The 12861-nt window shown below is 71.3% G+C and carries 15 protein-coding genes; 9 read left to right on the forward strand and 6 right to left on the reverse strand.

Annotated features, from left to right (window positions below):
• Positions 1 to 17: 17 nt before the first annotated feature.
• The 3 genes from ABZ911_RS07280 to ABZ911_RS07290 are packed head-to-tail and all read right to left on the reverse strand — an operon-like array spanning position 18 to position 2463.
• Entirely contained in the window at positions 18 to 1118 is a 1101-nt protein-coding gene (locus tag ABZ911_RS07280) for a hypothetical protein (RefSeq protein WP_358052867.1), read from the reverse strand.
• Between the two features lie 51 nt (positions 1119 to 1169).
• Positions 1170 to 1622: a GNAT family N-acetyltransferase gene (locus ABZ911_RS07285; protein WP_358052869.1), complete on the reverse strand. Its 453-nt coding sequence runs from the start codon at positions 1620 to 1622 to the stop codon at positions 1170 to 1172.
• 31 nt (positions 1623 to 1653) lie between these two features.
• A complete protein-coding gene (locus tag ABZ911_RS07290) occupies positions 1654 to 2463 on the reverse strand; it encodes an AraC family transcriptional regulator (RefSeq protein WP_358052871.1) in 810 nt (269 codons plus the stop codon).
• Between the two features lie 114 nt (positions 2464 to 2577).
• Between ABZ911_RS07290 and ABZ911_RS07295 the strand changes: the two genes are divergently transcribed.
• From ABZ911_RS07295 to ABZ911_RS07320, 6 genes are all read left to right on the forward strand, one after another.
• Positions 2578 to 3573 (forward strand): ABC transporter substrate-binding protein, encoded by a 996-nt coding sequence (locus ABZ911_RS07295; protein WP_358052873.1) that lies wholly within the window; start codon positions 2578 to 2580, stop codon positions 3571 to 3573.
• On the forward strand, positions 3570 to 4385 hold the full coding sequence (locus ABZ911_RS07300) for a siderophore-interacting protein (protein WP_358052875.1): 816 nt from the start codon (positions 3570 to 3572) through the stop codon (positions 4383 to 4385). Before ABZ911_RS07295 ends, ABZ911_RS07300 begins: the two co-directional genes overlap by 4 nt.
• Entirely contained in the window at positions 4375 to 5361 is a 987-nt protein-coding gene (locus ABZ911_RS07305) for an iron chelate uptake ABC transporter family permease subunit (RefSeq protein WP_358052877.1), read from the forward strand. The genes ABZ911_RS07300 and ABZ911_RS07305 overlap by 11 nt, the downstream gene beginning before the upstream one ends.
• Complete coding sequence (locus ABZ911_RS07310; RefSeq protein ID WP_358052879.1) at positions 5358 to 6386, forward strand: iron chelate uptake ABC transporter family permease subunit; 1029 nt, start codon at positions 5358 to 5360, stop codon at positions 6384 to 6386. Before ABZ911_RS07305 ends, ABZ911_RS07310 begins: the two co-directional genes overlap by 4 nt.
• Positions 6387 to 6520: 134 nt before the next feature.
• The gene (locus ABZ911_RS07315; protein WP_358052881.1) at positions 6521 to 7123 is read left to right on the forward strand and encodes a hypothetical protein; all 603 of its coding nucleotides are present in this window, start codon (positions 6521 to 6523) and stop codon (positions 7121 to 7123) included.
• A complete protein-coding gene (locus ABZ911_RS07320; protein WP_358052883.1) occupies positions 7120 to 7548 on the forward strand; it encodes an alpha/beta hydrolase in 429 nt (142 codons plus the stop codon). Before ABZ911_RS07315 ends, ABZ911_RS07320 begins: the two co-directional genes overlap by 4 nt.
• On the opposite strand, the gene ABZ911_RS07325 is transcribed toward ABZ911_RS07320, so the two are convergent.
• From ABZ911_RS07325 to ABZ911_RS07335, 3 genes are read right to left on the reverse strand one after another with little or no spacing between them, the layout of a single operon-like run.
• The gene (locus ABZ911_RS07325) at positions 7443 to 8153 is read right to left on the reverse strand and encodes an FAD-dependent monooxygenase (RefSeq protein WP_358052885.1); all 711 of its coding nucleotides are present in this window, start codon (positions 8151 to 8153) and stop codon (positions 7443 to 7445) included. The genes ABZ911_RS07320 and ABZ911_RS07325 overlap by 106 nt on opposite strands.
• Positions 8150 to 9010 (reverse strand): fumarylacetoacetate hydrolase family protein, encoded by an 861-nt coding sequence (locus tag ABZ911_RS07330; RefSeq protein WP_358052887.1) that lies wholly within the window; start codon positions 9008 to 9010, stop codon positions 8150 to 8152. The genes ABZ911_RS07325 and ABZ911_RS07330 overlap by 4 nt, the downstream gene beginning before the upstream one ends.
• A gap of 45 nt (positions 9011 to 9055) precedes the next feature.
• Positions 9056 to 9622 carry a helix-turn-helix domain-containing protein gene (locus ABZ911_RS07335; RefSeq protein WP_358052889.1) on the reverse strand — a complete coding sequence of 189 codons (567 nt, stop codon included), beginning with the start codon at positions 9620 to 9622 and terminating at the stop codon, positions 9056 to 9058.
• A 170-nt stretch (positions 9623 to 9792) separates the two neighbouring features.
• On the opposite strand from ABZ911_RS07335, the gene ABZ911_RS07340 reads away from it, so the two are divergent.
• Genes ABZ911_RS07340 through ABZ911_RS07350 form a run of 3 tightly spaced genes read left to right on the forward strand, consistent with a single transcriptional unit; the run spans position 9793 to position 12819 of the window.
• On the forward strand, positions 9793 to 10329 hold the full coding sequence (locus tag ABZ911_RS07340) for an MFS transporter (RefSeq protein WP_358052891.1): 537 nt from the start codon (positions 9793 to 9795) through the stop codon (positions 10327 to 10329).
• A gap of 32 nt (positions 10330 to 10361) precedes the next feature.
• Positions 10362 to 10646, forward strand: coding sequence for a hypothetical protein (locus tag ABZ911_RS07345; protein WP_358052893.1), 285 nt, complete (start codon positions 10362 to 10364; stop codon positions 10644 to 10646).
• Between the two features lie 58 nt (positions 10647 to 10704).
• The gene (locus ABZ911_RS07350) at positions 10705 to 12819 is read left to right on the forward strand and encodes an ATP-dependent RecD-like DNA helicase (protein WP_358052895.1); all 2115 of its coding nucleotides are present in this window, start codon (positions 10705 to 10707) and stop codon (positions 12817 to 12819) included.
• Positions 12820 to 12861: the final 42 nt, after the last annotated feature.

Here is a 12861-nt window from a genome sequence, read left to right on the forward strand (position 1 = left end):
CCCGTCGGCGGCTCCGGTCAGACCAGCAGGAGCAGTTCCCAGGTGCGGCCCCCGGCGGGCGCCTGGACGTCGTGGCCGGTCAGGCGGGGCAGTTCGGCCAGGTCGATGGGGCACAGGCCGCCGCCCAGCGGGGCGCTCCCGTCGGTGCAGCCGGCGCCCACCAGTTCGCGCAGCCGGTCGCGGTAGGCCACCAGCTCGTCCAGCGTGGGCGGGTCGGCGACGAGATCGGCGTACTCGCCCGCCAGCCGCAGCAGCCCCGGCCCGGCCTCGGCGGCCGGTTCGAGGGGGGTGAGCACGAGGTCCCAGTCACCGTGACGGACGGCGAGCCAGTCCCGCTCCTTCGGCAGCGGATCAAGGCGTCCGCCGATGTCGGCCAGGACGAGCACGGGCGCGACGAGCCCATAGGCAGCCAGCGGCTGGTACGGCTCCGCCTCCGACCCCTGACGCACGGCGGCGGCGTCCAGGTCCTCCACCTCAGTCCCCCGGCCAACGACGGTGGCGTCCGGGTTCTCCGGCTCCCGTCCGGCCTCCTCGAGCGGCACGGTGTCGCCGTTCGGGCCCAGGACGAACAGCTCGGCGTCCTCCGGCACGTCGAGCTCCTCGTCGGTGAGCACGGCCAGGCCGCCCAGGTCAATCGGGTAGCAGGCCTCCTGGAACCATGTGCTGTGCGGCGGGCACTCGACGCCGAGCAGTTCGCGCAGCCGCTCGCGGTACTCCACGAGCTGGTCGATCGTCGGGTGCTCCAGGTTGCCGCCGAGGTAGAGGTCGCTGAGCCGTTCCATCGCCTCCTGGACGCCCGGCCTCGGGCGCAGCACGGTGAGCACCAGGTCGTCGTGGAAGCAGGTGAAGCCCTGGGAGTGGTGCTCCACGGCGATCCAGTCCCGCCCGCCCGGCGGCAGGCGCTCGGGCAGGGTGTGCCTGGGGAGGGCGAGCACCAGCGAGGGCAGCGGCCGGCCGTACGCCTCCAGGGGCTGGTACGGCCCGCGGTCCCAGGCGGGCTGGGGGCTGTGCCGTACGCCGAGCCGGTCCAGGGTCGCCGCGTCGCTCAGGGCCTCGGCCCGGTCGTCGTCGTCCCAGATCGGGTGGTGTTCGCGGGCGGCCGATCGCCAGTCGTTCATGCCCCGAGTGTAGGGAGGGCCCGGTCGGGCGGGCATCTCATTAGTTCCGGCTCACCAGCGGTAGCGGGCGTCGGGCAGGCCTTCCTCGTTGCCGCTGCCGTCGCCCCACTCCACCGCGGTGAAGCCGTGCCGCTCGTAGAAGCGGCGGGCGCCGGCGTTCCGCTGGAAGACGTACAGGTCGAGCGGGCGCCGCTGCTTGGCCCGCTCGAGCAGTGCGGTGCCGAGGCCGCGGCCCTGCGCGGCGGGGTCGATGTACAGGTGCTCCAGCCAGTGCCCGTTCAGCGCCGCGAACCCCGCCACCCGCCCGCCGGTCTCCGCCACCCACACCTCGTGGCTCGGCACCATGACGCCGGTGATCCAGTCGCGGGTCTCCTCGTCGGTGTGCAGGTCGGGCAGGTAGGTCATCTCAGCTCGGGCGGCCAGGAAGATCTCGGCGATCCGGTCCGCGTCGCCGCTCTCCCCGCGCCGCACCAGCGGCGGCTGTTCATCCAGGTCGACATTCACCCCCATACCCTGCCACCGCGCTCGATGAGCGTCACAGGGCCTCGCGCAAGGCGTAGCGGCCGGGGGTGTCACCGTATTCTCTGGTGAAGGCGGCGATGAAGGCGGACGGGGACGCGTAGCCGACCCGCCGGGCGACCTCGGTCACCGGCTGCGTCTCCAGCAACACCCGCGAGGCGCGCAACCGCAGCCCTGTCCGCCACTGCGAATAGGGCATCCCGAATTCGCGGACGAAGTCGCGCTGCAGCGTCTTGAGGCTGATGTGCAGGCGCTCGGCCCACTCGTCGAGCCGGGCGGGGTCACCGGGATCATGCGACAGCGCGTGAGCGACCGCCATCGCGAACCCCATGCCCCTGGCGTGATGCTCGACGAACTCCCGGGTGGACACGCCGAGCCCCGCCATGATCCGCGTGCGGGCGATCAGCGCCTCCCACTCCGGGTAGCCCGGATGAGCGATCTCCTGGATGAGCCGCGCCGCCTCGGCGTCGACGGACACCGCGCCGGCGCGCAGCCCCGCGAGCGCCGGCGGAACCTCTCGCAGGCAGACGCGGTAGACGGTCTGCCGGTCCGCCGCACGCAGTTCGTGGCTCACCGCGCGATGCGCCCAGAACGCCTCTTTCGAGCCGACGAACTGGACGGCGGTGCCGTACCCGGTCGAGAGCATGCCGTCAGGTGACCAGTAGAGCTGGTGCAGGAAGTCCTGGCGGCTCTGGCCGAACTCCAGGACGGCGGCCGCACGGTACTTGAGCACCAGGATGCCGCCGGTCCGGCCCAGACCGTAGCCGTACTCCTCACACCACAGCGGATCCGTCCCGATCGCCACGAAGTGACGTCCAGCCGACATCGGGTGACCTCCCATCGACATCATGAGGAACTTTGCTAAGGCTAACCTAAGTAAATCCCGCCGATGCGGCTCGCCCCCCTTCCTGTCCTGCGACCCCTTGAAGGATCACCTCTCATGTCCTTTCGACAGCGCTGGCCCCTCGCCGGTGCGCTGACTCTCTCGCTCGTGTTCGTGGCCGCCTGCGGCTCCTCCGGATCGGACGCCGCGAAGACGGCGGCGCCGACCCGGGTCTTCGCCGCCGACAACGGCGACGTCACGATCCCCGCCGCGCCCAGGAAGGTCGTCGCGACCGGGTACGCGGTGCCGGCGCTCATCGAGGCCGGCACCCCCCTCGTCGGCATCTCCACCTGGCGGCGCGGTCTGGCGATGATGAGCGAGCAGGACCTCGCCACCTACAACGGCCTGGCCAAGATCGCGGGTGAGACCGCCGCCGAGACCAACTACGAGGCCATCGCCACCGCCAAGCCGGACCTGATCGTCATCGGCGTCCCGAAGCCCGCGATGGCCGACCTCGACATGGACCGGCTCAAGTCCATCGCCCCCGTCGTGGCCATCAGCCCGACCATGCCCTCCGCGTGGCGCGAACAGTCGCGGCGCCAGGCCGACGCCGGGGGGCGGCTGGGCGACTTCGAGGCGGCCAAGGCCGCGTACGAGAAGAAGGCCGCGGAGCTGGCCGCCAAGTACAAGGACGTGCTTTCCGGGCTGAAGTTCGGCCATGTGGGGGCGTACGGGGACATCGCCAAGGGGACATTCCACCGGGAGTTCGCGGGGTCCTGGGGCACCACGATCGCCCAGGACGTCGGCGTGAGCTACTACGGCGAGGTCAAGAAGAAGGGCGGCGGCGGGCTGGACGTCTCGGAGTATCCCTCGATCGAGGAACTGCCGAAGAGTCTCGGGGAGGCCGACGCCATCACCTACACGCTGCAGGCCGACGGCTCGGTGAGCGAGGCGGTGCAGTACGTGCTGGACTCCGGGCTGTGGAAGAACCTGCCCGCGGTCAAGGCGGGCAAGGTCTTCCCGCTCCAGTACACCGAGGCGGCGACCTACAAGTCGGCGCTCAGGACCCTGGACTCGATCGACAAGGCGTTCGCGCCGCTGCTCGCGCCATGAGCGCCGACCGCCACGACCCGCGCGGTCGCGTCGCCTCCCATCACCGGGACGGGAGCGGTACGGTGCGCATCGGCTATCCGATCGGGGTGCGGACCGTCGCGGTCCTCGCCCGCGAGTACGTGACCCCGCGGATGCTGCGACTGACCCTCGGCGGACCCGGACTGGACGGGTTCCACACCTACCAGGCCGACGATCACGTCAAGATCGTGTTTCCCTATCCGGACGGTACGCGCCGCGATCCGGTGCTCAACGAGGACCTGACACTCGACTGGCCCACCCCGGCGCCCACGACGCGGAAGTACACCGTGCGCCGCTTCGACGCGGCGGCTCGCGAACTCGACCTGGACTTCGTGCTCCACGAGGGCGGACTCGCCTCGACCTGGGCGGCCGCCGTCGAGGTGGGCGACGAGGTCACGATCGCCGGGCCTCCGGGGGCCAAGGCCTTCGCGCACAACTACGAGCACTACGTCTTCGCGGTCGACGCCACCGCGCTGCCGGCGGTCGGGCGATGGCTGGCGGAGTCCCCGGCCGAGGTGTCGGCGCAGATCGTGATCGAGACCGGTGACGCGGCCGAGCACGCCTACCCGCTCGCCTCGCGTGACGGGGTGGAGGTCGTCTGGCTGGTCCGCGACGGCACGCGCTCCTGCCTGGCGCGGGCCGTACAGGATCTACCGGCGCCCGCGAAGCGGACCTTCCTGTTCGCGGCGGGCGAGGCGGGCGACATCAAGCCGCTCCGGAAGTGGAGCGCTGGACGGCTCGACTCGCTGTTCACCGGATACTGGAAGCGCGGGACCGCCGGGCTTGAGGACTGATCTGAAGCGGTCCGCGATCCTGGCCGGGGCCGTCGTGCTGCTGGTCGCCGCCGCGGGCGCCAGCGTGGCCGTCGGAGCGCAGGCGATCGCGCCGGCCGAGGTCTGGCGGGCCCTCGCCGACCATGCCGGCACCAACGACCACCTGATCGTCCGTGAGGTGCGCGTGCCGCGTACGGTCCTCGGCGTCTGCGTCGGCGCCGCGCTCGGACTCTCGGGGGCGCTGGTGCAGACGCTGACCCGTAACCCGCTGGCCGAGCCGGGCGTCATGGGGGTGACCGCGGGCGCGGGCTTCGCCATCACCCTGGGCGGCGTGCTGGGTCTGGCCGGGTCGCAGGCTGCCCAGTTGGCGCTCGCGTTCGCCGGGGCTGTGCTGGCCGCGCTCCTGGTCTACGCCGTGGGCCGGACCGCTCCGCTGCGGCTCGTCCTGGCCGGGATCGCGCTCAGCTCCGTGCTGGCGGGCGTCTCGCTGGGCCTGCGCCTGATGCTGCCCGACGTGTTCGACGAGTTCCGCTTCTGGTCCGTCGGGGCGCTGGCCGGGCGCGAGCAGGCGCCGATGGCCCTGCCGCTGCTGTTGATCGCCGCCGCCCTGGTCGGCGCCCTGCTGGTGGCCAGGTCGTTGAATACGCTGGTCCTGGGCGAGCAGGTCGCCCAGGGGCTCGGCAGCCACGTCACCCGGACCAGGGTGAGCGTGCTCGTGATCGTCACCGTGCTGGCCGGAGCCGCCACGGCCGTCGCCGGGCCGATCGCCTTCGTGGGGTTGATGGTGCCGCACCTGGCCCGCCGCCTGGCGGGCGCGTCGATTCCGTGGCTCATGGCGTACACGGTGGCGCTGGGGCCGATCCTGCTCCTGGTGTCCGACATCGGATCGCGCGTCCTGCTTCCGACGGGAGAGGTGCCGGTGTCCGTGGTCACCGCCTTCCTCGGCGGCCCCGTCCTCATCTGGGCCGTCCGGCGCTACGGGGCGGGAGGGCTGTGAGCCACATCGTGCTGCGGGCCGGCCCGTGCTCGGTCAGGATCAGGCGGCGTACGCTCCTGGCCTCGCTCGTGCTCCTCGGCGTCGCGCTGGTCCTCGCCTTCCTGGGCCTCTCCCACGGGAGTTCCTGGAGCACACCCTCGGAGGTGCTCGCGGCACTCGCCGGGCGCGAGGACTCGGCTCTGGTGATCCGGGAGTGGAGGCTGCCCCGCGTGGCCGCCGCGCTCGTCTTCGGCGCCGCCCTGGGGCTGGCCGGGGCGGTCTTCCAGAACCTCACCCGCAACCCGCTCGGCAGCCCGGACGTCATCGGCCTGGACGCCGGCGCCTACACCGGCGCGCTGGTGGCGATCACGGTGCTGGGCGGGACCGCCGCACAGCTCGCCGTGAGCTCGGTGCTGGGCGGTCTCCTGGCCGCGGGGGCCATCTACCTGCTGTCGCTGAAGTCGGGGCTGAGCGGCCTGCGGCTGATCGTCATCGGGATCGCGGTGAACGCCATCCTGACCGCGGTCAACTCGTGGATCGTGCTGCGCGCCGAACTGGAGGTCGCGATGGCCGCGACCGGCTGGAGCGCCGGTTCGCTGAACGGCGTCGACTGGGGCGAGGTGGGCCTGCCGTTCCTCCTCATCGGCGCGTTCACGCTGCTGCTCGGCGCGCTGTCGCGGGCCATGCACCAGGCGGCGCTCGGGGACGAACCGGCCATCACATCGGGCGTACGGCTGAACCGCCTGCGGGTGTCGCTCATCTGCGCCGGGGTCGGCTGCACCGCCACGGTGACGGCGGTGGCCGGGCCGATCGTGTTCATCGCGCTGGCGGCCCCCCAAATCGGTCGCCGTCTCACCGGTGCGGCCGGGGTGACGCTGGTGCCCGCGGCCTTGACGGGCGCGGTGCTGCTGCTGGCCGCCGATCTCATCGCCCAGCTTCTCCTGGCTCCGATCGCGCTCCCGGTCGGCGTCGTGACGACCGCGATCGGGGGTTGCTATCTCATCTGGCTGCTCTACAGGGAGGTACGACGCCGCCAGGGTTCTTGAACCACAGCCAAGACTCCTCGCGCCGATCAAGCAGGGCACACTCTCTTGACTCAGCGCCAAGAGAAGTAGTTATCATCGGTGAACCGTTTGTTCGACCGCCCCCACTCTGATCACCGACAGAGAGAACAGAAGACATGGAGCTGTTCAATCCGCTCGACGTCTGCACCTCGCCGGACGAGTTGCTGAAGGTCGTGGAGAATCCTCGGCACCGCACAATGATCAAGAACTATCGGCGGCACGCCATGCTCGAGATCGCGGGCCGGTGGCCGGAGATCCTCGGGCCGGGCATGCTCGTCGAGCACCCGGTCTACCGGATCTACGAAAGCGACCGGCAGCTCGTCCTCCACGGCCGCGCGCAGGTCGAGGGCTACTACAGCGGGTTCGCCGCATCGGGCGCGACGGTGTTCGGCCCGTTGGAGGAGCGGATGTCCGTCGCGGACTGGGGGCTCGCGCTCGAATCGTATTTCGGCGCCCACCTGCGCGGTCACCAGCTCATCGCGTTGGGGATCGAAGCCGATGATCCCGAGGGCTTCTACCAGCTCAACCGCTGGGTCGCCTCGTTCTGGCCCTACGACGAGAACTGCCTGCTGATCGGCGAGAACATCTACGAGAACGCCGGCAGCCGCGAGGTGCACCGCATCGACGAGGCCGATTTCGTCACCCCGGAGCACGCGGCCGCCGCGCTCGATCCCGTCCTCGACGGCCCGGAGCCTTCCTGGCTGCAGGACCCGCGGTGAAGGCGGCCGACCTCAGCGGTGTGCGCCACCACACCGTCCCGGTGGGTGAGCTGGACATGCACGTGGCCGAGCAGGGCGAGGGCGAGCCGGTCCTCCTGCTGCACGGGTTTCCCGAGCTGTGGTACTCCTGGCGTCACCAACTCCCCGCCCTGGCCGCGGCGGGCTTCCGGGCGATCGCCCCCGACCAGCGCGGCTACGGCGAGACCGTCCTGCGCGCCGGAGAGCCCGCGAAGATCGAGGACTTCGACATCGAGCATCTCACGGGTGACGTCGTCGGCCTGCTCGACGCGCTCGACATCGACCAGGCCATGGTGGTCGGTCACGACTTCGGTGGGGTGGTGGCCTGGGCGACCGCGCTGGTGCATCCGGAGCGGGTACGGGCCGTGGCCGGGCTTAGAGCTCGGAAGTACACCGCGAAGTTGTGACCTTGGGCGAACTCACCCGTGTAGCGGATACCGAGCGCTGTGCGGGTGCGGCCACGACCGCCGTCGCAGCCGACGAGGTATCGGCTCCGGTACTCCCGGGCGGCCCCGCTGTGGAGGTCGCGAACGGTCAGTGTGACTCCGTCGGCGTCCTGGCGGAACTCCTCGGCCCGGCGGCGGTGGAGCAGCCGAACCGTCGGGTGCGCGGCGGCGGTCCTGGCGAGCAGCGGGTCGAGCTCCGCCTTGGCTCGCAGCAACGGCCCCTCGGGGGACACCTCCGACAGTGTCGTCGCGGCCTCGGCGTTGGAGGCCATGGGGAACCGCGCCATGACCTCACCGACCGCGGAGGTGGCGAAGACGATGTCCGGCCGCAGGTCGCGCGGCGGCCAGGCGCCGTTGCGGGCCGGGGCGGCGATCCCCCAGCGGCGCAGGTGCTCCATCGTCCGGACGAAGATGTGCTCCCCCGCGGGGAAGGCCACCGTCCCGTCCGTCTCCTCGACGAGCAGGCATCGGACGCCGCGCCAGCCGAGCTCGTTGACCAGTGCCAGCCCGACCGGCCCACCGCCGATGACGGCGACGTCCATGCCGACAGCTTCCGGAGAGGTCATCCGTGCTCCTCGGCGGAGACGAAGCGGTTCTCGATCGCCCCGATGCCTTCGATCTCCACCCGGACGCACGACCCCGGTCCGAGGAAGCGGTTTTCGGGGCCGCCGACACCGCCGGGCGTTCCCGTGCAGATGACGTCACCGGGAAGCAAGGTCGTGACCTGGGACAGGTGGCTCACCAGGAACGGGATCGAGTAGATCAGGTCGCTGGTGCGGGCGGACTGGCGCAGCTCGCCGTCGACCCAGGTCTGGAGCAGCAGGTCCTCCGGGTTGTCGAACTCGTCGGGCGTGACGAGCGACGGCCCGAGCGGCAGGAAGGTGTCGAAGCTCTTCGCGGTCGACGGACTCGCCGGCCAGCCGGGCACCTGGCCCCGCTGCACGTCACGGGCGCTGACGTCGTCGGCGATCGTGAAGCCCGCGATGTGCTGCCAGGCCTGCGACTCGCGCACCCGGGTGGCTCGGCGGCCGATCACCACGGCCAGCTCACCCTCGAAATCCACATGAGTCGGGGCCAGGGGCGGGATGATGACCGGGTCGTACGGGCCGGTGATCGCCGACGGCGCCAGCAAGAACACCTGCGGCCCGCCGTCCTCCCGGCCATCGGACACGGTATGACCGGTTTCGACACGATGCGCCCGATAGGCGTACCCGACGATCCACACCTTGGACGGCGATGGGACGGGCGCCCGCAGCCGTAGAGCGTCACGTGACACCCGCTCCCGCACAGGCGCCGTCGCCAGTTCCCCGAGCTCGACGCCATCGGCCAGCGCGGCTCCAAGGTCGGGATGGGGAACGTCGAGCAGAGCGATCTCGTCGCCGTCGACCAGCCCGATGCCCCGGGTCGTAGTCACCGCCCGCATAACGGCTCACCTCCATGTCAGCCCTTGACAGCGGAGACCATGGAATCAGGCTCTTGAATTAGAGTCAAGAGGTGCCTCGAGTAGCTGGTCGAGGAGGAACCGCACGATGTCGGTCGCGCTGCGGGACGGGTCGGCCGCGATGCTCGCGCCCTCGAAGGCCGCGACGACGGCGTCCACCGCGAGCGCCCGGTCGAACCGCACATCCCCGGCGATGGCGGCGTCGGTCAGCGCCCGGACCTGCTCGATCAAGGAATCGTGGGCGGCGGCCACCACTTCCGAGCCGCCCATCCGCGCGTGTGCCGCGACGTGCAGCGCGCGTAGCGGCCGAAGGTCGGTGAGGTAGCAGATGAGCCGCACCGCAGGCCCGACGTCGGCGGGGAACTGGGCGAGCCGGGCGACCTCCTCATCGCCGAGCCGTCGCAGAACGGCGGCGAGCACGTGGTCCTTGGACTTGAAGTACCAGTACAGCGCGCCGCTCCGGATGTTGGCCCGGCGCGCGATGTCCACCATCGTCACGGCGTCGAAGTCGCGATCGACGAACAGACGCAAGGCCACGTCGAGGATGACCGACACGCGTTCGTCTCGGGGGATGTCCTGGCGGTTGCGGGGCACGCACGTCCTCACCTGGGTCGACTGCCGTGATCCTTCTTGAGCCAGAGCGCGGCCATGCCCAAAGCTCTTGACTCTCCCTCAAGAGAGGATACTCTCGTCCCCACCGCTGGCGGGAAGGTCGGGGTGAGCCGCCGCGTGCCCCATCTCACCGACAGGAAAGCGAGACGACCTTGTCCACCACAGACGGCGCGGCTCCCGGCACCAGATCTCCCTCCTCAGCGGACGAGGTGCGCCGGGTCGCGCTCTCGGGCTACCTGGGCAACACGATCGAGAACTACGACTTCTCCCTGTACGCCTCGGCCGCGGCGGTGGTCTTCGGGCCCCTGTTCTTCAGCAATCTCAGCCCCGCCCTCAGCACCGTCGCCTCGTTCGCGACGCTCGCCGCCGGATATGTCGCGCGCCCGCTCGGCGGCATCGTGCTGGGTTACCTCGGAGACCGGGTGGGCCGCAAGCGGGTCCTGCTGGTGACGTTGATCATGATGGGGGTGGGGAGCGGCCTGATCGGCGCGCTGCCGACGTACGAGCAGATCGGGATCGCGGCGCCGATGCTGCTCGTCCTGTTCAGGCTCGTCCAGGGCATCGCCGTCGGCGGCGAGTGGGGCGGCGCGGCGCTGCTCGCCGCGGAACACGCCCCGCCGGAGCGGCGCGGCTTCATCACCGCGATCGGCCAGGCGGGCCTGCCGTCTGGTGGGCTCCTGTCGCGCTGATCGCGGTCTGCATGGCGGCGACACTCGCCGCCATGCTTAACGAGATGTTCGCGACCGAGGTCCGTTCCACCGGGGTCTCCGTGGCCTATCAGGCCGGGGCGTTGATCGCCGGATTCTTACCGCTGACGGCCGGGGGCCTGCTCGCCGCCGCCGGCGGTGGCGGCGGCGGCACGAACATCGGATCCGTGGCGGTGCTCGTCATGGTCGTCTCGGTGCTCGGCGCCGTCGCGGTGTGGACGGGCCGGGAGTCGCGTGGAAGTGACCTGCGTGAGGTGGGCGGAGAACCGGGCGCCGGCGGGCAGCGGCCGGGGCGCTGACGACTCCGCACCTGGCCCAAGTGGTGCGGTGGCGTGGGGAGATGGTTGGATCTCTGTCGTGGAGGCCTCTGTCGAGCAGCTCGTGTACGTCCGGGAGGACGACTACACGATCGCCCGGCTGAGCGCCGAAGGGCTGCCCGACTTCATCGCCGCCGGCCGGGCGCTGGCCGGGGTGCAACCCGGTGAGGCGGTCAGGCTGGCCGGCGGGTGGGGCGAGCACCCGCGGCACGGCAGGCGCTACACGGTCACCGCGTGCGAGCGCGTGGTCCCCGCCACCGTCCGCGCCATCCGCGTCTACCTCGGCTCCGGCCTGGTACGCGGCATCGGCCCGCGCCTCGCGCACGCCATCGTCAGCCACTTCGGCGACACCACCCTGACCGTCATCGACACCGCCCCCGAACGCCTCACCGAGGTCGTCAACATCGGCACCGTACGGCAGGCGCAGATCGTCGAGGCGTGGCAGGAGCAGAAGGCGATCGCCGCGCTCATGGTCGTCCTGCAAGGCTTCGGCATCAGCCCGCTGCTCGCCGCGAAGATCTACCAGGTCTTCGGCGCCGACTCGGGCGACGTCCTGGCCACCGACCCGTACCGGCTCATCGGCCGGGTGCGGGGGATCGCCTTCGCCACCGCCGACCGGATCGCGCTGCGCTCCGGGGTGCCGGAGCGCAGCCCGCAGCGCATCAAGGCGGCGATCATGGACCGGCTGGAGACCTCGGCGGGCCACTGCTACCTGCCCCTGACCACCCTGCTGGCCCGCACGGCGGAGCTGACCGGCCAGGACGAACCGCTGGTCCGCCGGATGGTCGACGCGCTCACCGCCGAGCGCGCGGTGGTCGTCGAATCCTCGTTCGACACTCCGGGCCAGGTCGTGGTGTACGCCAAGGAGCTGCACAGCAGGGAGCTGGCCCTGACCGCCAACCTGGTCAGGCTCTGGCAGGCCCGCTCCACCCTGCCCATCCGCGCCCACGAGGAGGACCAGGCGCTGCACGAGGACCAGCGGGCGGCGGTGACGATGGCGCTGACCAGCACGGTTTCGATCATCACCGGCGGCCCCGGCTGCGGCAAGAGCCACACGGTGCGGGCGATCGCGTCGACCGTACGGGCGTCGGGCGGCACGGTCACCCTCACCGCCCCCACCGGCAAGGCCGCCAAGCGCCTGTCGGAGCTGACCGGCATGCCCGCCATGACCATCCACCGGATGCTGGCCCACCAGCCCGACCCCGACCTGCTGTTCGAGCAGACGCCCGCGCAGGCCGACCTGATCGTGGTCGACGAGGCGTCCATGCTGGACCTGCACCTGGCCACCCGGCTCACCTCGGTCGTCCCGCCCGGCAGCCACCTGCTGCTGGTCGGCGACAGCGACCAGTTGCCGAGCATCGGGCCCGGCAGCGTACTGGCCGACCTGCTGCGGGTGGAGGCGATCGCGCGGATGCGGCTGACGCACGTCTTCCGCCAGGCCGAGGGCAGCGGGATCGTCCAGGCCGCGCACCGGATCCGGGCCGGTCACCTGCCCGCGCTCCCCGGCCGGGGCGGCTTCTGGTTCGAGGAGCTCGACGATCCCGTGAAGGTGGCCGAGCGGGTCGTCCACCTGGCCACGGTGGCGATCCCGCGCAAGCAGAACGTGGATCCCGGCCAGGTCCAGGTGCTGTCCCCGCTGCGCAAGGGCGCGACCGGGACGGCCGAGCTGGGCAGGATGATCCAGGAGCGGCTCAACCCGGCTAGGGACGGCGTGGCCGAGCACTGGGCGGGCTCCTCGGTCTTCCGGGTCGGCGACCGGGTGATGCCGATCCGCAACAACTACGACAAAGGCGTCTTCAACGGCGAGACGGGGGTGGTCACCGCGGTCAGCCCGCAGGACCGGCTCGTCGAGATCCGCACCGACGACGGGGAGAGCGTGGAGTACGGCTTCGACGAGCTGGACGAGCTCACCCACGCCTACGCGATCAGCGTGCACCGCTCCCAGGGCAGCGAGTACCCGTTCGTGGTCGCGCCGATCGTGGCCGAGTCCGGCGGCATCATGCTGCGCCGCCGCCTGCTGTACACCCTGGTCACCAGGGCGAAGGCGTGGGTCGTCCTGGTCGGCGCGCGCGAGGCGCTGGAGCTGGCGGTCCACCGCCTCGGCCTGCGCAGGAACACCGGCCTCGCGCACCGCCTCACGGTCAGCCTGCCCTGACCCGGGAGGTCACACAGGGCACGGATTCGTCACGCTGCCCGG

The sequence above is a fragment of the Nonomuraea sp. NPDC046570 genome (assembly GCF_040645915.1).
Classification (GTDB): domain Bacteria; phylum Actinomycetota; class Actinomycetes; order Streptosporangiales; family Streptosporangiaceae; genus Nonomuraea.